General features: G+C 56.2%; 18 protein-coding genes. 9 read left to right on the top strand and 9 right to left on the bottom strand.

What is annotated here, in order from left to right:
- Positions 1–4: 4 nt before the first annotated feature.
- Positions 5–793, top strand: coding sequence for a xanthine dehydrogenase accessory protein XdhC (xdhC, locus tag ACQZQY_RS16125; RefSeq protein WP_431296002.1), 789 nt, complete (start codon positions 5–7; stop codon positions 791–793).
- Here xdhC and ACQZQY_RS16120 read toward each other — a convergent pair.
- Entirely contained in the window at positions 786–1,088 is a 303-nt protein-coding gene (locus ACQZQY_RS16120) for a helix-turn-helix domain-containing protein (RefSeq protein WP_056770523.1), read from the bottom strand. The genes xdhC and ACQZQY_RS16120 overlap by 8 nt on opposite strands.
- A complete protein-coding gene (locus tag ACQZQY_RS16115; RefSeq protein WP_072158050.1) occupies positions 1,085–1,411 on the bottom strand; it encodes a type II toxin-antitoxin system RelE/ParE family toxin in 327 nt (108 codons plus the stop codon). The genes ACQZQY_RS16120 and ACQZQY_RS16115 overlap by 4 nt, the downstream gene beginning before the upstream one ends.
- Before the next feature lie 320 nt (positions 1,412–1,731).
- Here ACQZQY_RS16115 and ACQZQY_RS16110 point away from each other — a divergent pair, with 320 nt between their 5' ends.
- On the top strand, positions 1,732–2,382 hold the full coding sequence (locus ACQZQY_RS16110; protein ID WP_431296001.1) for an NAD(P)H-binding protein: 651 nt from the start codon (positions 1,732–1,734) through the stop codon (positions 2,380–2,382).
- Positions 2,383–2,593: 211 nt separating this feature from the next.
- Entirely contained in the window at positions 2,594–3,289 is a 696-nt protein-coding gene (locus ACQZQY_RS16105) for a GntR family transcriptional regulator (RefSeq protein ID WP_056770529.1), read from the top strand.
- A gap of 52 nt (positions 3,290–3,341) precedes the next feature.
- On the opposite strand, the gene fetB is transcribed toward ACQZQY_RS16105, so the two are convergent.
- The 5 genes from fetB to bcsE all read right to left on the bottom strand — a co-directional run bounded on the left by fetB (position 3,342) and on the right by bcsE (position 8,562).
- Complete coding sequence (gene fetB / locus ACQZQY_RS16100) at positions 3,342–4,112, bottom strand: iron efflux ABC transporter permease subunit FetB (RefSeq protein ID WP_056770531.1); 771 nt, start codon at positions 4,110–4,112, stop codon at positions 3,342–3,344.
- Complete coding sequence (gene fetA, locus ACQZQY_RS16095; RefSeq protein ID WP_122095276.1) at positions 4,099–4,770, bottom strand: iron efflux ABC transporter ATP-binding subunit FetA; 672 nt, start codon at positions 4,768–4,770, stop codon at positions 4,099–4,101. The genes fetB and fetA overlap by 14 nt, the downstream gene beginning before the upstream one ends.
- A gap of 123 nt (positions 4,771–4,893) precedes the next feature.
- Positions 4,894–6,537, bottom strand: a complete 1,644-nt coding sequence (gene bcsG / locus ACQZQY_RS16090) for a cellulose biosynthesis protein BcsG (RefSeq protein ID WP_431296000.1) — start codon at positions 6,535–6,537, stop codon at positions 4,894–4,896.
- Positions 6,534–6,764 (bottom strand): cellulose biosynthesis protein BcsF, encoded by a 231-nt coding sequence (gene bcsF / locus ACQZQY_RS16085; RefSeq protein WP_122095278.1) that lies wholly within the window; start codon positions 6,762–6,764, stop codon positions 6,534–6,536. The genes bcsG and bcsF overlap by 4 nt, the downstream gene beginning before the upstream one ends.
- A gap of 1 nt (position 6,765) precedes the next feature.
- The gene (bcsE, locus tag ACQZQY_RS16080; RefSeq protein WP_431295999.1) at positions 6,766–8,562 is read right to left on the bottom strand and encodes a cellulose biosynthesis protein BcsE; all 1,797 of its coding nucleotides are present in this window, start codon (positions 8,560–8,562) and stop codon (positions 6,766–6,768) included.
- A 204-nt stretch (positions 8,563–8,766) separates the two neighbouring features.
- Between bcsE and bcsR the strand changes: the two genes are divergently transcribed.
- The 5 genes from bcsR to ACQZQY_RS16055 are packed head-to-tail and all read left to right on the top strand — an operon-like array spanning position 8,767 to position 17,953.
- Positions 8,767–8,976, top strand: coding sequence for a cellulose biosynthesis protein BcsR (bcsR, locus tag ACQZQY_RS16075; RefSeq protein WP_056770546.1), 210 nt, complete (start codon positions 8,767–8,769; stop codon positions 8,974–8,976).
- A 2-nt stretch (positions 8,977–8,978) separates the two neighbouring features.
- Positions 8,979–9,704 carry a cellulose biosynthesis protein BcsQ gene (bcsQ, locus tag ACQZQY_RS16070; RefSeq protein ID WP_431295998.1) on the top strand — a complete coding sequence of 242 codons (726 nt, stop codon included), beginning with the start codon at positions 8,979–8,981 and terminating at the stop codon, positions 9,702–9,704.
- Entirely contained in the window at positions 9,701–12,313 is a 2,613-nt protein-coding gene (gene bcsA, locus ACQZQY_RS16065; RefSeq protein WP_431295997.1) for a UDP-forming cellulose synthase catalytic subunit, read from the top strand. The genes bcsQ and bcsA overlap by 4 nt, the downstream gene beginning before the upstream one ends.
- Positions 12,313–14,652, top strand: coding sequence for a cellulose biosynthesis cyclic di-GMP-binding regulatory protein BcsB (bcsB, locus tag ACQZQY_RS16060; protein ID WP_431295996.1), 2,340 nt, complete (start codon positions 12,313–12,315; stop codon positions 14,650–14,652). The genes bcsA and bcsB overlap by 1 nt, the downstream gene beginning before the upstream one ends.
- A gap of 4 nt (positions 14,653–14,656) precedes the next feature.
- On the top strand, positions 14,657–17,953 hold the full coding sequence (locus ACQZQY_RS16055) for a cellulose synthase subunit BcsC-related outer membrane protein (protein WP_431295995.1): 3,297 nt from the start codon (positions 14,657–14,659) through the stop codon (positions 17,951–17,953).
- Between the two features lie 80 nt (positions 17,954–18,033).
- On the opposite strand, the gene ACQZQY_RS16050 is transcribed toward ACQZQY_RS16055, so the two are convergent.
- Both ACQZQY_RS16050 and manA read right to left on the bottom strand, forming a co-directional pair.
- Complete coding sequence (locus tag ACQZQY_RS16050; RefSeq protein ID WP_217203606.1) at positions 18,034–19,572, bottom strand: YdgA family protein; 1,539 nt, start codon at positions 19,570–19,572, stop codon at positions 18,034–18,036.
- Positions 19,573–19,709: 137 nt separating this feature from the next.
- Entirely contained in the window at positions 19,710–20,888 is a 1,179-nt protein-coding gene (gene manA, locus ACQZQY_RS16045; RefSeq protein WP_056770562.1) for a mannose-6-phosphate isomerase, read from the bottom strand.
- Positions 20,889–21,137: 249 nt separating this feature from the next.
- Here manA and fumC point away from each other — a divergent pair, with 249 nt between their 5' ends.
- Entirely contained in the window at positions 21,138–22,535 is a 1,398-nt protein-coding gene (gene fumC / locus ACQZQY_RS16040) for a class II fumarate hydratase (RefSeq protein ID WP_217203605.1), read from the top strand.
- The last annotated feature ends 38 nt before the right edge of the window (positions 22,536–22,573 follow it).

The raw sequence follows: 22,573 nt of genomic DNA, 5'->3' as shown, positions 1-22,573 counted from the left end.
TTTCATGCGTACAGATGACTGGATCACCCGTTTACAGGACCTGCAACGTCGCGGGGAACCCTGCGTGGTGGCGACGCTGGTGGAAAATCAGGGCTCCACGCCGCGCGATGCGGGCAGCAAAATGCTGATCACCGCCGGGCAGCAATTTTATACGTTGGGCGGCGGTAACCTTGAGTTTCAGGTCACGGCGATTGCCCGCGAGATGTTGCAGCAGGGCGCACAAACCAGCCGCTTTGAACTTTTTTCGTTAGGGGCGCGGCTGGGGCAATGCTGTGGCGGTATGGCGTCGGTGTTGCTCGAACCGCTCGGGCAACCGCAGCCGCATGTGGTGGTTTACGGCGCGGGGCACGTCGGGCGGGCGCTGGTGAATATCCTCAGCACGTTGCCTTGCCGCATTACCTGGGTCGATGCGCGCGCCAGTGAGTTTCCTGCGAAGGTGGATCCGCACATCACCTGCATCGTGGATGAAGAACCGGAAGGAACAGTGGCACAAATGCCCGCTGGCAGTTATTTCATGGTGCTGACGCACGATCACCAGCTGGATTTCGCCCTGAGCGAACGCATCCTGAAGCGGGGAGATTTCCGTTATTTCGGGCTAATAGGCTCCGACACCAAGCGTAAACGCTTCGATTACCGGTTATCGGGGAAAGGAATTTCGGATGAACAGCTGGCGCGAATGCGCTGTCCGGTCGGTTTACCGGATGTGCGCGGCAAACTCCCGGCAGAAATTGCCGTGGCAATTGCCGGGGAGTTTATCGCCGCGTATGGCGCGCACAATCAGGCGGTCAGCTGAGTTTTTTAAATTCAAAGGTACCGCCGAGCGCGACGGCGTAACGGCTGACGGTATTCAGTGTGGGGCAAGCAGCACCGTTTTCAAAGCGGCTGATATTTTGCTTTTTGATGCCGGTACGTTTTGCAATATCTTCCTGCGTCAGCGATTCGGCAATTCGCATGGCTTTAAGATCTGCCACCATCTTTTTATGCATTTTGTGAGCGGCGTACGCGGCGGCAAATTCGGGATTCTTCATCGCTTCCGCTTTCACAACGCTAAAGGGGATCAGTTCATAGTCATCATCATCGTCAATCATGGTTCATTCCTTTTGACAGTTTTCATGCGTTTTATCGCCAGCGCTAAATCGTTGGGAGGCGTCTTATCCGTTTTCTTATGCAGGATATGGACGACATAAATACGCCGCCCCTTCATAAAAAAGTAAAACGCTCTGCCCAGGCCATCCCGGCTGGTAACCCGAATCTCTCGTAATCCATTTCCAACATATCTGACTAAAGGTTCTTGCAGGTCAGCACCATATTTTTCCAGGTCTTCCAGTGCATCAACGACTGCGGCATAGAGCGTCATTGGCAATTTAAGGAGTGTTTTCTTAGCGCCGGGTAACAGGGTTACGTCGTACACAATCGCTTTCCTTGCGGTGAATTATGATGACTCTCCCTTTAATTGGAAAGTAATCATTTATGATTCTTTTTTTAACAGGAACCGGGTTCACATTTTTGCCGGGTTCCGCCGTTTCGTACGCTGACGAACGGGCATTCTGAACAGGTTTTTCAGGTTGTGAATGAGGAGAGCGTTTTCGTTCGCGATGTCTCGCAAAAAATCGGTGAGGGCTGGAAAACCAGTCTGATCAACGCAAAGCCTGCGGCTCTGGGCGCTAATAAACCGTGAAATTTGATGTGCTACAGTTAAAGGGAACTGAAATGAAAACGTCAGGAGGCGTAATGACTCAAGTTGCAATCGTGGGAGCACACGGTCAGATAGGCAAACTGATCATCAAACATTTGCGTGCGCAGGGCCTTGAAGCCATCGGGATTGTGCGTAAAACCGAACAGCTGGCGCAAATGGACGCGCTGGGCGCGAAGGGCGTTCTGCTGGATATCGAAAATACCACAGCGCAGGCGCTGGCGGTGGCGCTTAAGGGCGCAGATGCCGTGGTGTTTGCCGCCGGTGCCGGTGGCGGTTCGACGGCGGAGCGTAAACGCACGGTCGATTACGCAGGCTCGGTGTTGCTGGCGCAAGCCGCACAGCTTGCAGGCATTCGCCGCTATGTTCAGATCTCGGCGGTGGATGTGGATAAACCGCTGAAACCCGATACCGATCCGGTCTGGAAAGCGTATGTCGAGGCCAAACGTGATGCCGATATCGAACTGCGCAAAAGCGGACTGGACTGGACCATTCTTCGTCCGGGGCCGTTGACGGATGATCCGGCAACCGGCCTGGTGACGCTCAACGAGCACGCCGGAAGGGGCGACGTCAGCCGCGAAGACGTGGCGCTGGTGGTCGTGGCGGTGCTGAATGCCCCCTCGTCCGTTGGCAAACAGTGGGAACTTCGCGGCGGTGATACGCCGGTCAGAGACGCTGTGACGCAGTAAACCTCGGGTTCACCGCCACGCCAGCACTGCTTTTTTGATCGCGGGAAAGCAGTGCTGAGCGCATTTGTATGTTAAGAGCAATGCCTCAGGTGTGTTGTTTTGTTACAAGGTAGTGCATGATTTACGACTGAAATCGTTCAGGAAGAGTGCTAATTTACGCGCATAGACGGCGCAAATAGAAAGACAGGCACAAGAGGCAATATCCCATTCCATGAGCACTCACACTACAACAGCGAAACAGCTGGAAGTTCAGCGAATCACCGAAATCCTATCCAGAGCCATCGGGCAGCAGCGGCTGAGGCCGGGCACGCGTCTGGTGGAGTCGCAGCTGGTTGAAGCCCTCAACGCCAATCGTAATCACGTACAGGTCGCGCTTCAGCGTCTGGCGATGCAACGCATTGTGACGATTGAACCCAACCGCGGGGCGATGGTTGCTCAACCCACCGCACGGGAAGCGCGGGAAGTGTTCATTGCCCGCCGGGCTATTGAGCGGGCGATTGTGGAAAGCATTACGCCGGACATCCTGCGCTCACATCGTCAGCGGATCAGCAGTCACATGCGCAACGAACGTGATGCCACGGCATCAGAAGATCGCCGCGCCATTGTGCGCGAGCTGAGTGAGTTTCATCTGATCCTCGGTGAGATTTGTGGCAATAAGGTGCTGAGCGAAATCCTGTCGAATCTGATGGTGCGCAGCTCTCTGATTGTCGCGTTGTACCAGCGCAATGAAGTGCCTTCCTGCCAGTGCGATGAACATGAAGCGATCATTAATGCGCTGGAAGCGGGAGACACGGCTCAGGCGGCAGACATCATGCTGGAACACCTGGACGATCTCGAAGGCGTTTTAGACCTTGATGATGCCGCCAGCACAGAAGTGAATCTGCGCCAGGTGTTGTCCGATTTATAGCACGCAACACCGGCAGACAGCGCCCGCCGGACGCGGGCGCAACAGGGCATTATCAGGACTTAAGGCGGCGCAGCTGAGCGCGATCGTTGTAGAAACGCTGACAGGCAAGGTACCCGGCAATAATGGTCGATAAACTGGCGGTGCCCAGTAACATAAATGTCACCATAATCTGATACTTGATGGCTTTTACCGGGTCGATACCGGCAAAAATCAGCCCTGACATCATGCCCGGCAAACTGACAATACCCACCGTTTTCGCCGCATCCACGGTCGGGATCATCGCCGCACGGATGCTGTCGCGAATTATCCTCCCTGACGCAATTTTGGTCGAGGCGCCAAGGCTCAGCATCTCAAGAATTTTTTGCTGATTGTCGAGAAACCGCTGATTCAGATTGCTGTAACACAATCCCACCGCCACCATCGCATTCCCCGCCACCATGCCGGAAATCGGGATGACCTGCATGGGCAAAAATTCAATGGATCCGGTCAGGATCAAAATCGTCAGCGTCAGCGTGGTACCCGCAGTGATCGCAACAAACGAGATCACGAACCCGTTATCAATGTTGCGGCTGCGTTTTCGGGCATTCAGCGCCGCATTCACGCAGATAAACAACACCATCAGCACCGTCAGCCAGCCATTATTGAGATCGAAAATGTATTTCAGCACATAGCCGACGATCACCAGTTGCACGATGGCGCGGGCCACGCTCCAGATGATGTCCTTTTCCAGCCCCAGTTTTTCTTTACTGCTGATAAGCAGGGCGACCACCACCAGAACCAGCGCCAGGGCCAGAGATTCGTTAGTAATATTATGCTGATTCATTGACGGCGTTCTCGGGCGAAGTGTGTGACAGGGTGATGACGTTTTTGGCGTGGCGGATCTCATTCTGATCGTGACTGACCCACAGCACGGCGAGCTGTTTCTGTTCTGTCAGGCTGGCAATGATCGAGTTGATGTTTTCTTTATTGTCTTCATCCAGCGCGCTGGTGATTTCATCAAGCAACAACACATCCGGCAGAAATTGCAGGTTACGCAGCAGGGCGACCCGCTGTTTTTCGCCCCCCGAGAGTTCCTGAATATTTTTAGTCAGCATATCTTCAGACAGGTGGACGCGTTTAAGCCAGGCGCGAAGCAGTGCCTCGTCCACCTTCTTCTGTCTTATCTGGTACGGCAGCGCGAGATTGTCGAGCACGGTTTCACCGAACAGTGACGGCGTCTGAAAGCAATACGACACCCGCTGGCGGTACACTTCCGGTTTTATCCGGCTGATGTCTTCACCTTTGAAGTAAATGCTGCCGCCGGTCGGGTTTAACAGCGACGCTATGATTTTCAGCAACGTGCTTTTACCGCTGCCCGACGGCCCGGTCAGCAGGGTGAATTCACCGGGATTTAGTGTCAGCGAAACAGGCTCAAGAAGCGGGGTGTCATTGAGTGTGAACGCGACATCGTTCAGGCGAAGTAAATCCGGAGGAGCAGACATGGAAATATCCAGGGGTAATGTGTTGAATGTGTGAATAATATCACTGTTTTGAGTTTTTGTGGGGGAGCGGGGTTTGCTCCTCCCCCGGCGAAGAGGGAGGACGTTAGGAGGATTAACAGGCAATCAACTCGGATAGGGTACCCATCCGCCGCCGTTCAGGCGGATATAGATTTTCCCCTGATATTCCATCACCACGGCGTTTTCATTTTCAGACACCAGCGGCGTCTGCGGCAGGTTGGCGCTGAAGGTTTTCCAGTCCATGGACGGTGTGGTGAAGACCTTGCCGTCAACGGCGCGGGACACCATGTCGGCAATCGCAAGATAGCTGCTTGGCGTATCGATTTTTATCGGTGCTGACCCGTGCGGTGCCTGCATGCCGAAGAATTTCACACCCACCGGAATGTGCGTGATGCCAGGGCTGGGAATATCGCGCAGACCGGAAATCTGCATTTTGTCACCGACCAGCGCGGCGCCATGTTCCGGCACCACCACCAGCATCACTTTGCGGCCTGATTTATCAAGCTGATCCATAAAGGTATTCAGCTGGCTGAGCAACGTCTGGGCGCGGCTGCGGTAGTCGGCGCTTTTATTGCTGCCCACATAACGGTTGCCGTCGTGCAACGGGATCAGGTTAAAGAAGGTCGCAGTGCGCGCGGTTCCGGCTTTTTGCTGATTCTCCAGCCAGCGGGAGAACAACTGCCCGTCGTTGAAAATCGGTGAGCCGTCGAAAGAGGTCAGTTCATGCCCCAGACCGGCCTGCGACATCAGTGGCGATTTCATGTCTGCGTCGTCGCGCAAATTGCCGATGTAATTGCCAAACTCGCCGGTGTGATCCATCGCCAGCTGGGACGTGAAGCCCAGACGCGCCAGATCGTCAAACAGGTAACATTGCTGCCCGGCAGCCTGATACAAATTATGGTGCGACGACTGACCGCAGCTGGCGCGCAACAGACGGATAGACGCCGGGCCGCTGTAAGCCGTGGCGGAGTTGAAACGGCTGAACACGTAATCAAAGCGTGACCACAGCGGTGAGCTGGACAGGTTGACTGCATCCAGATCTGCCCATGCCAGTGAACAAATGTTGATCACCAGCAGATCAAACGGCTGAGCATCGGCCGGCAGGGCATCCGGGAAGCGGACGTTGCGGCGGCTTTCATTCTGGTAGAACTGCTCTAAATAGGCGCTGAGATTGGCATCCGTCGGCGGGCCACTGACCGTATTCGTCGTGGCGGAAGAGGCTGCCGGTTGCGCGGCGACCGGTTTATCCACCGCCGCCGTGACTGCGGCGGGCGTGAACAACGGCGTGACCAGGAAGCTGAGGTTTACCCACAGTAATGCCGCCACCGTAAAGGTCGTCAGACGGATCCACTGCGAGATGAACAGATAGCCCACCAGCAGCGCAAAACCCACACCAATCCACTGCCAGTTGATAAAGCGGTCGGCCAGCTCCAGCAGATAACCCATGCTGAATCCGGTGACATCTGCGCCCTGACTGACAATGGAACGCCAGCCCGGCAGCCAGGTGTCGTGATACAGCAACGCCAGACCAAACGGCAAAGCCACCCACTGCCGCCAGCGGTGCATCCGCAGCGAAGGCAGCGGGAAAAGGAGTACGGCGGCGAAAATCAGGTTGCTCAGCGCATCAAAATTCAGGTAGCCCTGGGCCAGCAGCACAAATTTGAGCAGAAAGTAGTAGTTCCATGCGCCAAGACCGCGCCAGGATTGCCAGACCCGCAGACGGGGTGCGGAAGGTTGTGATTCTTTCATAGTGACGATTTGGATTTCCCGGTGGCGAGAGAAGTATCAGTTTTTGCTGTGCGCTGGCGATGTTTGTTCACCGTGCTGAGGGTGATGGGGGTCAGATAGCGCGGCCGCAGGAACCGTGTGGCGAGCCTGTTTTTCCAGCGCGGTAAACGGCTGCGCAGGGCATAACCGAGCGGGATAAACAGGATCGCCGCTAATATAAAAATCTCAATGATATCGCTGACAGACATTTTATAACTCCGGCGTCTTGATGACGGGTGAATCACTGACGGCCAGCGTGACAGCGACGGGCTGATGGACAGGCGCGCGTTTCAGGGGTTCGGTTTTATGCGCCACAAAGGCTTCTGCGCCCGCTACCGGTTGCGCCATCGGCGGTTTGGCCGCGAGGCGACGCACCTCGGTCTGAATATCCCGTTCCTGGCTCCAGAATGTCTGGCTGGTGAACACTTCTTTCACCGGCAAAGTAAACAGGAAATCAGCGACGGGCTGATGGACAGGCGCGCGTTTCAGGGGTTCGGCTTTATGCGCCACAAAGGCTTCTGCGCCCGCGACCGGCTGCGCCATTGGCGGTTTGGCCGCGAGGCGACGCACCTCGGTTTGAATATCCCGTTCCTGGCTCCAGAATGTCTGGCTGGTGAACACCTCTTTCACCGGCAAAGTAAACAGGAAATCGAGCACGCTTGCGACATCACTGACCTGGCAGTTAGACAGGAACAGATACAGGTGTTTTTCTGTCACCGTCAGAATGTCGCCGTCGCGACGCAGGGAACACAGCGACATCGCCTGCTGCGGGCTGATGCCACTGGCCGGGCGCAGGGAGATCAAAATCCCGCGTGATTCGGTGGCCAGTGAGGCGTGCGTCCAGATATCTTTCATCACGGTGCAGAACGCCGGTAAGGGCAGATAGCCTTTGTGATGGGTAGGCAAGCGGCTGTCGAGCAGCACCTCGATATCTTCCGGTACGTGGCGGGTGAAACTGAGGTTTTGCAGATCATCGAGCAGGGTGAGGAAATTAGACAGCCGCGCTGCGTGAGGAACCACGAGATTGGCACCGCAGGCCTGCAACAGCCGCTGATCGACATACCGCAGCGAAGAGTTCATTTCGCGAATGACAATCTTCAGGCTGTTGCCGCGTTGCATCCGCAGACGGTGGATCTGGCGCGCGATCACTTCCACTTCATCATTGCCGCCGAGGGCAAAAACCACCGTCGCCGCGCGGGCATGCGCCGCTCTTTCGGCTAACGTCGCATTATCATCGAACAGGAACCAGCGCTCAGAAAGCGGCGGTGCGCCTTCCAGCACGCTGCGTTCTGCCAGCAACATCCACTGATCGTCACCGGTTTGCCCGGCAACCAGAGTGGGCGTATTTTTTTGAATTTCCCAGCCGGTTTCGCGTACGGTCAGCGGGTAGAGGGTATTGGCTTGTGAAATGACATTGTCATGCCACCAGGAAACGCCCCACTGATTGGGCTGAACGTCCGTTTTAATCTCGGCCAGGCCACATATTTGCCGGTGGTATAAATGCAGACGGGTTTTAACGGTATTAATACCGCTGCCATAGCAGATAATAAGACAGCTGCTGCGTTTATTATCGCAGGCTATACTCATTTCGCGTACCCAACGGGTGAGCTGTTTATCGTTTAATGCCAGGCACGAAGTCGCGGGGATCAATAAAACCAATAATGCCGAATTTGAGTTAGGTAAGCGATGAATATCAGACGGCAATGCCAGCAGGGCTTTCATTTTTTTGCCGAGCTGATAATAAGCCACCTGTTTGCGCGGCTTTGTCAGGCTGGTTAAAATAACATCGTCAGCCTCTAGCCGGTTTTCTTCATTCGTGCAAATTAAATTGTGCTCTGGAAACACCACGCTGACCGGCGCAACGTCATGTTGTGCCTCAATAACCTGCCCGCAGAGCCGATAGGCGGCCTCCTGGCTGTCTGCATTGACCCAGTAAAGACCGCGAATTTGCATTTCCGCTAATCCATTCCAGAATTGCGACATGCCTAAAGAAAAGGAGAGTGCCATAGAGTTATATCTGCTTGTATTCGGGTTCGATTAAAAGTCTGCTAGGGACACAATCTAAATGTGAGTATAATAAATTCTATCATTGCTACATTAAATAATCATAAATCTTCACAATAATGTTTTGATACTAAAATGCCTAACCCCGCAGGGCAATTTTTGCGTGGTGTGGCGTCAGTGCGAGATTGAATGCAGGGAGGGGGTCCATTGGGCGCCAATATTATAGACTCAGACGAATCCGATTCGAGTAAAGACAACGATTTTCATGCACTGAGTCACTATTTTTCTGTCTCTGAATTAAATTATGTCGATATCGGCCGCAAAGAAAAAATTCCGCAACTGATGTCGCGCTGGCCGCTGCTGGCCGAACTGGCAAAACTCGACGAGCTGTCGCCCCCTGACGCGGAGAAAAAATAATCATGGCCGTTATCGCGTTACAGGGTTTTCGGGGCGGCACGGGCACCACCTGCGTGACGGCTGCGCTGGCCTGGGCCCTTGCACAGCTCAATGAAAAGGTTCTGGTGATCGACTTCTCCCCGGATAACTTGTTGCGCCTGCATTTCGGTATGCCGTTTGAACAGTCCCGCGGCTGGTGCGCTGCACATCAGGCGGGGACCGCCTGGCAGGCATCGGCCCTGCGTTATCACCCCCGACTCGATTTTCTGCCGTATGGCAATGTCCTGCCCTCCGGCGATTCGCCACTACCTTTTGACTGGCCGCGCGCGATTCGCCAGCTGAAAAACACCGGCGTGTATGACTGGATCCTCATCGACTCACCGGCGGCGGACCCTCTGCCTGCGCAGGCGGTGGCCGACGCCACGCTGATGTTGCTGCACGCCGATACGCAGTCGCACGTGCGTTTACATCAGCACGCGCTGCCGGCCAATGGCCGTTATCTGGTGAATCAGTTCATGACCTCCAGCCAGCTGCAACAGGACATTTTATTGCTTTGGCAGGAAACGCTGGCGTCGCTGGTTCCGACCGTTTTGCACCGTGACGAATCGATGGCCGAATCGCTGGCGGCCAAACAACCGGTAGGCGAGTGGGACCCTAACAGTAAAATCAGCCGGGAACTCAATACCCTGGCAAGCTGGTGCCTGCTGAATTTGCGCAGCCATGACGATCGGCGGAGCGCCAGCGCATGAGCCGCCTGCTGAACGTTTTGCTGGTGCCGCCGGTGATCTCCGTGTTGCAGAGCCGCTATCGCCACTACCGCCATCATCACGCGTCACCGGTTGCCGCCGCGACCATGGTGTTTTGCATCGCCCTGAGCTGGCTGTTTTTACGGTTTGAATCGCCGTCGTGGCAACGGGTGAGCGGACAACGCGCCCGCTGGTATCCGCAACTTTCTGCCGACCGCCCGAAACTGGCCGACCCGTTACGTTACCTGCTGCAAAGCCTGTGGCTGATGGTCATCATTCCCTCCAACGGCATGCGCGAACGTTTCACTTACACCCGCTGGCCGCAGCGGCTGCGCGACCGCTTCTACGGCTGGCTGGAAGCGCTGCCGGTGAAGGTGGAACAAAATCCGCTGGAAGCCAGAGTGGTACGCCGCGTCAGCACCATGAACCGCGTGGCAAAACGGGTGCTGATACTGCTGGCAGGTCTGGTGGCGCTGACGCTGGCGATGTTTTGCATCTCTCAGCCCTTCGGTTACCCGGCGCAGTTTGTTTTCGTGGTGCTGCTGTGGAGCATTGCGATGATCATCCGACGTATCCCTGGCCGTTTCCCGGCGCTGATGCTGATTGTGCTGTCACTGACCATTTCCTGTCGCTACCTGTGGTGGCGCTATACCTCGACCCTGAACTGGGACGATCCGCTGAGCCTGACCTGCGGATTGCTGTTGCTGCTGGCCGAAACCTATTCGTGGACGGTGCTGGTGCTGGGTTATGTGCAGACCATCTGGCCGCTGAACCGCAAGCCTGTGCCCATGCCTGCGGATGTCAGCGTCTGGCCGACGGTTGATTTAATGATCCCCACCTATAACGAAGATCTCAGCGTGGTGAAACCGACGCTGTATGCGGCGCTGGGGCTGGACTGGCCGCGCGACAAACTGACGATTTATCTGCTGGACGACGGCAACCGGCCGGAGTTCGCCGATTTCGCCCATGAGATTGGCATTAAGTACATTGCGCGTGAAACCCATGAACACGCCAAAGCCGGGAATATCAATAACGCGCTGAAGCAGGCGCAGGGCGAACTGGTGGCCATTTTTGACTGCGACCATGTTCCGACCCGTTCTTTCCTGCAACTGACCGTCGGCTGGTTCTTTAAAGATAAAAAACTCAGCATGCTGCAGACGCCGCATCACTTCTTTTCCCCGGATCCGTTCGAACGAAACCTCGGACGTATGCGGCGCACGCCCAACGAAGGCGAACTGTTCTACGGGCTGGTGCAGGACGGCAATGACCTGTGGGATGCCAGCTTCTTCTGTGGCTCCTGCGCGGTGTTGCGGCGTGATGTGCTCAATGAGATCGGCGGCATTGCGGTTGAAACCGTCACCGAAGATGCCCACACCTCGCTGCGTATGCACCGCCACGGTTACAGTTCGGCCTATATCCGCATTCCGCAGGCCGCAGGGCTGGCGACGGAAAGTCTGGCGGCGCACGTCAGCCAGCGTATCCGCTGGGCGCGCGGCATGGTGCAGATATTCCGTCTGGATAATCCGCTGTTCGGCAAAGGCCTGAAACTCGCGCAGCGGTTGTGTTATGCCAACGCGATGATGCACTTTCTGGCCGGTATACCCCGTCTGATCTTCCTGACTGCGCCGCTGGCTTTCCTGCTGATGCATGCCTATGTCATTTACGCGCCTGCGCTGGCCATCGCGCTGTATGTTCTGCCGCACATGATCCACGCCAGCCTGACCAACTCCCGCGTGCAGGGCAAATATCGTCACTCATTCTGGAACGAGATTTACGAAACCGTGCTGGCCTGGTACATCGCCAGGCCGACGACTGTGGCGTTATTTAATCCTCACGCCGGCACTTTTAACGTCACCGCGAAAGGCGGGCTGAATAAACACGCTTACGTTGACTGGAAAATCAGCCGTCCTTATCAGGTGCTGATGTTGCTGAATCTGGCCGGGCTGTTCTTTGGTATTTATCGCGCGATTTATGGTCAGGCGGATGAATTGCTGACGGTGCTGGTGAGCATGGCTTGGGTGATTTACAACATGATCATTCTTGGCGGGGCGATCGCCGTGGCGTTCGAATCCAAGCAGGTGCGTCAGGCGCACCGCGTAGACGCCAAAATGCCCGCATCGCTGCTGCGCCCTGACGGCCATCTGTATGTGTGTACCGTGCAGGATTACTCCGACAACGGTGTCGGGCTGGAAACGGAGAGTGCCCGCTATTTCAATGCCGGTGACAATGTCACGTTAATTCTGCATCGCGGCCAGCAGGAGTATGCCTTCCCTGTGCAGGTCAGCCGTGTCTTCGGCCAGAGTATGGGGATGCAGCTTCTGCCGTTAACCACTCAACAACACATCGATTTTATTCAATGTACCTTTGCCCGGGCAGACAGCTGGGTATTACGCGAAGACAGCTTCCCGGAAGACAAACCGATGGAAAGTCTGCGGGAAGTGCTGGGGCTGGGGATCCGCGGATATATGCGAATGCTGGATATCGCCCCGCAGCGCTACCGGCCACTGGCCTCCAAAACCCAGACGTTTGGCCGCTGGTTGCTCTCGTTTGCGCCGCGTAACCCGCCGCTGTCCGTTCAGCCTGATGAATCAACCCTGATGATGACAAAATAATGAAAAGACTTCCTTTGACGACTTTGATGGCATCCGCATTGATGACACTGGCATTGGGCTCTGCGGCCTCTGCCTATGGCGAGCAGGCCACGGCGGCGGTATTGCCGCAAACGGCTGCGACGACGCCACAGGTGGCACTGCCGATGGTCGCGCCTGCGGTCAACCCGATGATCATCCCTGGCGCACCGGTGCGCAGCCTGACGCTGCCGTTTGCCGATGTGGCACCGACGCCGGGCGCGATAACCTTGCGCGGCATCCAGCCCAACGGCCAGATCGAGTTCGGCGTGCGCAGCGACGAAGTGGTGACGCAGGCGACGCTGAATCTGGAATTCACGCCGTCGCCGTCGCTCATTCCGGTCCAGTCGCATCTGAAGGTTTATCTCAACGATCAGCTGATGGGCGTTGAAGTCATCGATAAAGACCAGCTCGGCAAGAAAAATCATCTGCAAATGGTGATTGACCCGCGCTATGTGACCGACTTCAACCGCATCCGTCTGGAGTTTATCGGTCATTATCAGAATATCTGTGAAAACCCGGCTAACAGCACACTGTGGCTGGAGCTCGGTAAGGGCAGTTCGCTCAGCCTGCAATATCAGAAGCTGCCGCTGAGCAACGATCTGGCGCATTTCCCGGTGCCGTTCTTCGATGCCCGCGACAGCCGGCCGCTGGATTTGCCGATGGTGTTTGCCGCCTCGCCGGATGCCACACAACAACAGGCGGCGGCCATTCTGGCGTCCTGGTTTGGTACCAAAGCGCAGTGGCGCGGTCAGTCATTCCCGGCCCTGTATAACCAGCTGCCGGACAGCCATGCGGTGGTCTTTGCCACTAACGACAAACGCCCTGACTTCCTCAAAGAGATGCCACCTGTAAAAGGGCCGGTGGTGCAGATGATCAGCCGGGCGGATAACCCGTACGTTAAAATGCTGCTGATTCTGGGCCGTGACGATCAGGATCTGCTGACGGCGGTAAAAGGCATCGCTCAGGGCAATATTCTGTTCCGCGGGCAGACCGTCGGCGTAGATAAAGTGGAGCAGGTTCAGGCCCGTCAGCCGTATGACGCGCCAAACTGGGTACGCACCGATCGTCCGATGAACTTTGGTGAACTCAAACAGTATGCCGAACAGTTGCAGTCTGACGGCATTCAGCCAAACCCGATCACCCTGAACATCAACCTGCCGCCGGATCTGTTTTTGATCAACAGTTCGGGTATCGATATGCGTCTCAGATACCGCTATACCTCGCCGCAGCTGAAAAATACCTCACGGCTGAGCATCAGCCTGAATAACCAGTTTATGCAGGATCTGACCCTGAAAACCGGTCACGATGAAGATTCTCAGTTACTGCATTTGTCGCTGTTGCAGGGGCTGCTTGATGGCAGCAAAGACCTGAACATTCCGGCGCTGAAACTCGGCGCAGTCAACCAGATGCGCTTCGATTTTGATTACACCTCGCTGCTGGCGAGCGGCACCGAAGGACGTTGCGAAACCTATACCACGGTGCCGAATCACGTGGTGATCGACGACAGCTCCACCATCGATTTCTCCGGTTATCGTCACTTTATGGCGATGCCGGATTTACGGGCCTTTGCCAATGCCGGTTTCCCGTTCAGCCGCATGGCGGATTTGTCACAGACGCTGCTGCTGGTTCAGCCGCAGCCGCAGCCGGTGCAACTGACCACGCTGCTCAATGCGCTGGGGAATATCGGCGCGCTGACCGGTTATCCGGCGCTGAGCGTCAGCCTGACCGAAGATGCCGCGAAAGCCAAATCAACGGATGCCGATTTGCTGGTGGTAGGTGAATTACCGGCGGATTTACGTGATGACAGTATGCGCGATGATAAAAAAGCCAATCTGCTGATCAATGCGGCGCGGGATGCGATCAACACGCCAATCCGCCAGACAACGCTGCCGGACAACGCCGCACCGGCCAGCGATGCCCGCGTCGATGCCAGTGCGCAGATCACCGCCCAGGGCCCTGTGGCGGCGGTGGTCGGTTTCCAGTCGCCGTATTTCGAACAACGCAGCGTGGTTGCCCTGATGGCGAATGGTCAGCAGGGTTTTGACATGCTCAATCACTCTTTGCAGGACACCAAACAGCGCGCGCTGGTTTACGGCTCGGTGGCGGTGGTGCGTGATTCCGGTACCACCAGCCTCAAAGTCGGCGATACCTATTACGTGGGGCATCTGCCGTGGTGGGAGCGCGTCTGGAATGCGCTGGCGACACATCCGGTTTTACTGGCGGTAATGGCGGTTGTTGTGGTGATTCTCGCGGCTATTTTGTTGTGGAGTGGCTTGCGTGCCCTGAGCCGTCGTCGTTTGTATGAAGACGATCAGGAATAAGCCCGTGAACACCCCACACAAGACGCCGTTCACATTCAACAGACTGGCCCTGACCCTGGGGCTGGCGCTGCTGAGCGCACAGGCCGGGGCCGCACCGGTGGTTTCCCCTGAGCAGTGGCTGCTGGAACAGGTGCGCGTCGGTGAAGCCAGCCATCAGGAAGAACTGGTGCGTCAGTCGCTTTTTCGTCTGGAACTGATGGATCCTCAGAATCCGCAGGTGCTTTCCGCCCGTTTGCGGCTGTTACTGCGCGAAGGAGATCAGGCCGGTGCGAAACAGCAATTGCAAAAAATTCAGCAGGTCGCGCCAGATTCTGACGACTTCCGGCAGGCGCAGCTAAGCCTGCGGATCGCTTCGCCGGACATGCAGCAGAAACTCCAGCAAACGCGCTTACTGGCGACCGCCGGACGTCTCGACGAAGCCAAAGCGCAGTACGATGCGTTATTTCAGGGGCAGCCGCCAACGCTCGATCTCGCCGTGGAATACTGGCAACTGGTCGCCCGGTTACCGGGGCAGAAAGCCCGTGCGCAGGGGCAGCTTCAGGCACTCAATCAACAATATCCCGGTGATGTGCAGTTGCGGCTGCAACTGGCACAAATGGCGTTTGATGCCGGTGACAACGCCGGTGGGGTCGCGCTGGTGAAACAGGTTGCCACCACCAATGAAGGGCGGTCGCCTGCCGCAGATTTATGGCTGGCGCGCATCAGGGCGCAGCCGATGGCGAATGCCAGTGTCGATGCGTTGCAGGCGTTTATCGCCACCTTCGATACCGGCCCTCAGGTGATCGCCGCCCAGCAGGAACTCCAGAGACAGCAGGCGATGCTTGCCGATCCTCACTATCAGGCACGGATCAAAGGGCTGGCGCAGATAGAAAAAGGCGGCTCCACGGCGGCCATTGCGCCGCTGCGTCAAGCCTTGCAGGAAAAACCCAACGACGCTGAAGTGCTCGGGGCGATGGGGCTGGCGTATTCCCGTTCCGGCAACCGTCAGCAGGCACTGGTGATGTTCCAGCGCGCCAGGGCAGCCGAACAGGATGGCTATAACACCAGTAAATGGAACAGCCTGATCGACACCAACAGCTACTGGCTCAGGATTGAGCAGGGTGATAACGCGCTGAAGGCCGGGCAGTTAGATCGGGCGCAAAGCGCCTATCAGCAGGCTCAGCACATCGACGCCCGCGATCCCTGGGCTCAAATTGGCCTCGGTGATGTGGCCGTGGCACGTAAAAACGATGCGCTTGCCGAACAGGCATATCGCCGTGCGCTGGCGCTGGAACCCAACAACAGCAGCGCCGAACGCGGGCTGGTTAACATTTATCAGCGGCAGTCACCGCAAAAAGCGCTCGATTATCTCAGTACCTTGCCTGCCGCTTCCCGGCAAACGTTCAGCGATCGTCAGAAAAGCCTGCAAAGCGATGTGCTGACCGCACAGGCAGAAAAAGCGGTGGCAGCGCGTCAGTGGAATCAGGCCGCCACCCTTTACGCGCAGGTGCTGGCCCTGACCCCGGACGACGTCTGGAGCACGTATCACTACGCCGGTGCGCTGCGTGAAGCGGGGCATCCGGACAAAGCAGATGCCGCATTTACCCGGCTGGCGGCGAAAAAACCGGCCGATCCGCAGCAGGTCTATGCCTATTCGCTTTACCTCTCGGGTTCTGACCGCGACGAAGCGGCGCTGCGTCACTTACAGACGTTGCCGCAGAACCAATGGGACGCCAATATGCGCGAAATGGCGCAGCGCATCCGGCTCGATAAAACACTTTCAGGTATCGACACCGCCCTGGCGGCGGGCGATACCGCACTGGCGAAACAGCGTCTGCAACAGGCGGATCTGCCGGCTGACGGGCTGAGTCTTAATCAGCAGCGCCGGGTGGCGACGGCCTGGCTGGATGTCGGCGAAGCCAGCAGGGCGTATGCGTTATTGCAGCCACTTAAAATGGCCGCCCGCCAGCAACCCGCCGGGCAGGACAAGGCGCTGATTTACCGTAATGCGGCGAACGTTGAACAACAGCTCGGTCAGCCCGATCTCGCCCGCCAGGATTACGCGCAGGCGATGGTGGCCAGCGGCATTACGGCGCAGGTGCCGGAAGATAACGACGGTTACACCCGACTGACACGTCAGCAGGCCGGGGATGACTGGCTCAAACGCGGCATCCGCTCCGATGCCCATGATTTGTACCGTCAGCAGGACGTTAACTTCACGGTGGACACCGACTCCTGGGCGTCCAGCGGTACGCCGGGTAAATCCGATCTGACCGCCAATACCACGATGTTTCAGGCCGATATGCCGGTGTATCAGGGCAGAGGTTTCCTGCGCGCTGACTGGGTGCGGATGGATGCGGGAACGTTTGATCATCAGAACGGTAACTTTGAAGAGAGTTTTGGTACCTGTACCGATCAGGTTTGCCGGCGTTATCGCAGTCAGAACGCCAATGGCCTGAGTCTGGCGGCGGGCTGGGAAAATGAACAATGGAAAGGGGATCTGGGCACCACGCCGCTCGGCTTCCCGGTGGTTGACTGGGTCGGCGGGCTGGCATACAGCGGCGACTGGGATACTATCGGCTGGACCACCACCGTCTCGCGCCGCCCGATTTCCAGCTCACTGCTCTCCTTTGCCGGAGCGAAAGATCCGGGCACCAATACCACCTGGGGCGGCGTTCGGGCCACCGGTGCCAGCCTCGGCCTGAGTTACGATCAGGGCGAAGCCAACGGCGTCTGGGCAGACATCAGTGCGCATCAGCTGACCGGTAAGAATGTGGCGGACAACACCCGTGAGCGGCTGATGGGTGGCTATTACTATAAGGTCATTAACGAGGATAACCGCCGGGCGACCGTCGGCCTGAGTTCGATGGTCTGGCATTACCAGAAAGATCTCAGCGGTTACACGCTGGGACAAGGCGGGTATTACAGCCCGCAGCGCTATTTCTCGCTGGCGGTGCCGGTGAATTATCGGCAGCGCACGGAAAACTGGTCATGGCAACTGGGCGGCTCGGTTTCCTGGTCACAGTCATCGACAAGCAGCCAAAAACGTTACCCGATCCAAAGTCTGATCCCCGATACGTTAACGGATAAAAGTGCCGTTGAGTCCGGCAGCAGCGGTTCCGGTTTCGGCTACACCGTGCAGGCCTTGCTGGAGAGAAGGGTCAGCGCCCACTGGACGGTCGGGGCGGGTATCGACATTCAGCAGGCGAAAGATTACACGCCGAGCCATTATTTATTGTACGCGAGGTATTCGATGGGGGGCTGGCAGGGCAGTCTGGATCTGCCGCCGCAACCTTTAACGCCGTATGCTGATTTCAAATAAGCGAAAGGTTCAGGCATAAAAAAAGAGGGGAAGACATTCCCCTCTTTTTGTTCTTATCGCTTAACGCGACTGTATCAGAATTACTGTGCCGGAACCGGAGCGACTGGCGGTGCCAGAGGCGCAGGGGCTTCAGATTGTGGCTGAGCAGCCGGGCCGCCGAACAGGCCAAACATACCGGCAAATTCCTGCAACGTCATCTTCTGACCGTTCAGATCCACCTGATTATCCGCATAGCTGAAGCTGCTGGTCAGGGTGTCATCTTTCACCGTGGTCAGTTTAAACATCTGACCCATGGCTGCCAGACCCTGAACCTGCTGCTGTGCCAGCTTGGTGGCGTCATCGCCGCTGTAACCTTCCAGTTTAGCCACCTGAGTGGTGACTTCGGTCGCCATCGCCAGCGGGACATTCAGTTTAGCGTCGATTTTGCTGACCAGATTAGACAACATCTGATCCTGCGTTTGCGCAGGTGTGGCGGCCGGATCTTTCAGATCCAGATGCAGGTTGAAAGTACTTTCACCTTTGCTGTTTTTCCAGCTCAGCGGTGCAATGCTGATACTTGGATTGCCTTTGAGCAGCAGTGGCAGATTCGCCAGCAGCATATCAGCGGCTTGTTGCTGGTAAACCGCAGGATCGAGTTCACCTTGTTGCATCAGCAGGGCGCGGGATTGCTGATTGTAATTATCAGCAAACTGTTTCAGCGCCGGGCCATCCAGTTTGTCCAGCTTCAGCGTCAGTTTGGCAGAACCGAAATCAGCACCCTGAATTTTCAGTGCATCAATGGTGTAATCCTGCTGGCCGCCGATGTTATTGCCGTTTTCAGCAAATTTGCTCACCAGTTTGAAGTTATCCAGGGAGCCCGCGTCTTTACCGTCAACGTTCACCAGAATCTGTTTGATGCTCAGGTTCTGATCGCCCACGCCGACCTGGAATTTACCCTGCCGGGTATCGCTGTCCATGTTCAAACCGGCCAGCGTCACTTTTTCAAGCTGACCGAACTGGTTTTTAGAGGTGATCGCCAGGCTGTCGATGTCGGCTTTCAGCTTCATCGCCGTCAGCTCTTTATCCACATCCACATTGATGGTGCCGCCGGAGAATTGCAGCTGGCTCTCTTCTTTCTGGTAAGTCACCGGGATAATGTCGATGGCCGAAGCGCTCGCGCCGCTGTAAGAGACGCGGGTATCGGCGGTGATCAGCGAGCGGCCTTTGGTCACGTCAAACAACGGTTTGAGCGTTGGGGTATTTTGCAGTTCGGAATGCACCGAGGCCATGCTCGGGATCAGGTTGAATTTCTTCAGCTGAGCGGCAGGGAACGGGCCATGATCGACGGTTTCGATAAACGCGATTTCATCACCGGTTTTCAGTGCGCTGGTACCTGCGGTGGCCGCAGCGGCATCAGGTTGCAAAACGATGCGCAATTTGCTGCTGAACACGCCACGCTGGTAATCCTGATAACTGACTTTCAGGCCGGCTTTCGGGAAAGCAGTCTGCAGCTGGCTGTTGGCCGCCGCGACTTCTTCATCCATATGTTGTTCGATGAGTTTACCCGTGTACCACGAGACGCCTGTCCAGGCTGCGCCAAGGACGACAATGACGCTTACAGCGACTAACGACTTCTTCATATCTCTGTTTATCCTTATGAAATGTCCCGAAAACAAAAAACGCCTTGCGGCGTTATTAGTCTCCTGAGTGTAGCTCAATCAGTAAAAAAATCATCAAATTGAGGCCATTAGCCCCAATTTGTTTAATGACCGGATACTTAACTCAGGGTATTGAACACGCGGGCAATGCGCCCGTTGCCACTTATGCTGACCGGCGATTCACTGGCCGCAATATAGCCGGACTCACCCGGATTGAGCACCAGCGTCTGGCCGTCTTTCACCAGCACGCTCTGGCCTTCGATACAAAAGACAATCGCCGCGCTGTCTTGTTCAAGCGTTTGCGGCTCTGCAGACAGGCTGTGGATGGAGAACGCAAAATCTTCTACCGGGATCGGGAAGTTAAGTTCTGCGCCTTTTTCCACCGGCGTTGTCAGCAATTCACTGGCCGGTTTGGCATTGAATTTCAGGTTAGCCAGCAACTCAGGGATATCGATGTATTTCGGCGTCAGGCCTGCGCGCAGGACGTTATCGGAATTCGCCATCACTTCCAGCGACACCCCTTTCAGATAGGCGTGCGGTGTTTCGGCATACAGGAACATGCCTTCGCCCGGTTGCAGGGTAATCACGTTCAGCAGCAGCGGAGAGAAAAGGCCGGTGTCGTGCGGATAAAATTCAGCGATGCTGCGGATGGTGTCCCACGGCTCGCCGCGCTGATCGTTGAGGACGGATTTCAGCACATCCAGCGCCCGCGATTTATCGTCGCCTTCCAGACTCAGCAGCCCGGCGAACAGGGTACGCAGGTGGTCAACATCGGGATAAGACAGGAAGCTGGCAATCAGCGGATGGGCACCGGCGACCGGTTGCAGCAAGGAAACGGTTTCACGCAGCTCGCGAAAACCGTTCATGGCCTGGAACTCGGTCAGGGCATAGACCAGTTCCGGCTTGTGATTCGGATCTTTATAGTTACGTTCAGCCGCATCGAGCGGGATCCCGTTGGCGTTTTCTTTGGCGTAACCCAGCTCGGCTGCGCCTTTGCTTGGATGAACCTGAATTGACAGCGGCTGATCGGCACACAATACTTTGAACAGGAAAGGCAGTTCACCAAAACGTTTGGCGACTTTTTTACCTAACTGCCCCTCAAGATTGGCACTGATTTGATCGCGCAGTGAAATCGTCTCACCGGCGGCATTCTCAACCTGAGAGCTGCTTTTCGGGTGAGCACCCATCCACAATTCCGCCATCGGACGATCTTGCGGATCGGTAATGCCATAAAGTTCTGTCAGCGCGTCTTTACTGCCCCAGGCGTAATTTTGTACACCGTTATGCATCTTTTGCATTGCTTCATCCTGAATGGAAAATTCTACCCGCTAGTAAACAATGACGGGGCGGCCTTTACAACTGTGAAGGGTCAAAAAGTGCGGTGATGGCGCAATCTCTTCAATGTAAAAGGAACGGGTAATACGCTTGCCTTATATGTCACTATACTCGTCAGGCCGCTGATGAACGCGTGGGAGCGCACCTGGCGGCTGAAAATCCTGCACAAAACACAGACACTCATTCGAAAATAACTATCTAAGGAGACAACAATGACAGCGACTCGCATTGAAAAAGACTCAATGGGGCCTATCGATGTTCCGGCAGATAAGCTTTGGGGCGCACAGACGCAACGTTCGCTTGAACACTTTCGTATTTCCTCTGAAAAAATGCCCACGGCGCTGATCCACGCGCTGGCTCTGACCAAACGTGCGGCCGCCAGCGTCAATATGGATCTCGGTTTGCTGCCCGCCGAGCGGGGCGACGCCATTGTTGCCGCTGCCGATGAAGTGCTGGCGAATAAACATCCTGAAGAGTTCCCGCTTTCCATCTGGCAGACCGGTTCCGGCACCCAGACCAACATGAATATGAATGAAGTGCTGGCGAACCGGGCGAGTGAGATCCTCGGCGGTGAGCGCGGCGAAGCGCGTAAAGTGCATCCGAACGATGACGTCAACAAAAGTCAAAGTTCCAACGACGTTTTTCCGACCGCCATGCACGTCGCAGCGGTGATTGAACTGCGTGAAACGCTGCTGCCTGAGCTGAAAGTGCTGCACAAAACGCTGCAAGCGAAAGCCGAAGCCTATCGCGATATCGTTAAAATTGGCCGGACACATTTACAGGATGCCACGCCGCTGACCCTGGGCCAGGAGATTTCCGGCTGGGTGGCGATGCTGGCGCATAATGTCACGCATATTGAAAACAGTATTCCGCACATCGCGGAGCTGGCGCTGGGCGGCACGGCGGTAGGTACCGGCCTGAATACGCACCCTGAATATGCGGTTCGCGTCGCGAAAGCGCTGGCTGACCTGACCAAACAGCCGTTCGTCACGTCGCCGAATAAGTTCGAAGCACTGGCAACCTGCGACGCGCTGGTGCATGGGCATGGCGCACTGAAAGGCCTGGCGGCTTCGCTGATGAAAATCGCCAACGACGTTCGCTGGTTATCTTCCGGCCCGCGTTGCGGCATTGGCGAGATTTCCATTCCGGAAAACGAACCGGGAAGCTCGATCATGCCAGGCAAAGTGAACCCGACGCAGTGTGAAGCCATGACCATGCTTTGCGCGCAGGTGCTGGGAAATGATGTCGCTGTCAATATTGGTGGCGCTTCCGGTAACTTCGAGCTGAATGTGTTCCGCCCGCTGGTGATCCACAACTATCTGCAATCTGTCCGTTTACTGGCCGACGGAATGCGCGGTTTCAATGAGCACTGTGCCGTCGGCATTGAGCCAAATCGTGACCGCATTACGCAGTTGCTGAATGAATCGCTGATGCTGGTGACGGCGCTCAATACCCATATCGGTTATGACAAAGCGGCGGAAATCGCCAAGAAAGCCCATAAAGAAGGGCTGACCCTGAAAGGTTCTGCGCTGAAACTCGGTTATCTGACCGAAGAACAGTTCGACGAATGGGTCAGACCGGAAGCCATGGTCGGCAGCATGAAGGCATAAGTTTCCCTGATACCTGTGCACCAGAGAGGTCCGGCTTG

The organism is Rahnella sp. PAMC25559, assembly GCF_050632365.1.
GTDB lineage: Bacteria > Pseudomonadota > Gammaproteobacteria > Enterobacterales > Enterobacteriaceae > Rahnella > Rahnella rivi.
The sequence above is the reverse complement of the archived record's forward strand: the minus strand, read 5'-3'. Positions and strand labels throughout refer to the sequence as shown.

Excerpts from the sequence above, each read along its gene's own strand:
- xdhC (WP_431296002.1), top strand. The coding sequence starts at position 5 with ATGCGTACAGATGACTGGATCACCCGTTTACAGGACCTGCAACGTCGC.
- bcsG (WP_431296000.1), bottom strand. The coding sequence starts at position 6,537 with ATGAAAGAATCACAACCTTCCGCACCCCGTCTGCGGGTCTGGCAATCC.
- fumC (WP_217203605.1), top strand. The coding sequence starts at position 21,138 with ATGACAGCGACTCGCATTGAAAAAGACTCAATGGGGCCTATCGATGTT.
- bcsB (WP_431295996.1), top strand. The coding sequence starts at position 12,313 with ATGAAAAGACTTCCTTTGACGACTTTGATGGCATCCGCATTGATGACA.
- ACQZQY_RS16120 (WP_056770523.1), bottom strand. The coding sequence starts at position 1,088 with ATGATTGACGATGATGATGACTATGAACTGATCCCCTTTAGCGTTGTG.
- manA (WP_056770562.1), bottom strand. The coding sequence starts at position 20,888 with ATGCAAAAGATGCATAACGGTGTACAAAATTACGCCTGGGGCAGTAAA.
- fetB (WP_056770531.1), bottom strand. The coding sequence starts at position 4,112 with ATGAATCAGCATAATATTACTAACGAATCTCTGGCCCTGGCGCTGGTT.
- bcsF (WP_122095278.1), bottom strand. The coding sequence starts at position 6,764 with ATGTCTGTCAGCGATATCATTGAGATTTTTATATTAGCGGCGATCCTG.
- ACQZQY_RS16105 (WP_056770529.1), top strand. The coding sequence starts at position 2,594 with ATGAGCACTCACACTACAACAGCGAAACAGCTGGAAGTTCAGCGAATC.
- ACQZQY_RS16110 (WP_431296001.1), top strand. The coding sequence starts at position 1,732 with ATGACTCAAGTTGCAATCGTGGGAGCACACGGTCAGATAGGCAAACTG.
- bcsE (WP_431295999.1), bottom strand. The coding sequence starts at position 8,562 with ATGGCACTCTCCTTTTCTTTAGGCATGTCGCAATTCTGGAATGGATTA.
- bcsQ (WP_431295998.1), top strand. The coding sequence starts at position 8,979 with ATGGCCGTTATCGCGTTACAGGGTTTTCGGGGCGGCACGGGCACCACC.
- bcsA (WP_431295997.1), top strand. The coding sequence starts at position 9,701 with ATGAGCCGCCTGCTGAACGTTTTGCTGGTGCCGCCGGTGATCTCCGTG.
- ACQZQY_RS16050 (WP_217203606.1), bottom strand. The coding sequence starts at position 19,572 with ATGAAGAAGTCGTTAGTCGCTGTAAGCGTCATTGTCGTCCTTGGCGCA.
- fetA (WP_122095276.1), bottom strand. The coding sequence starts at position 4,770 with ATGTCTGCTCCTCCGGATTTACTTCGCCTGAACGATGTCGCGTTCACA.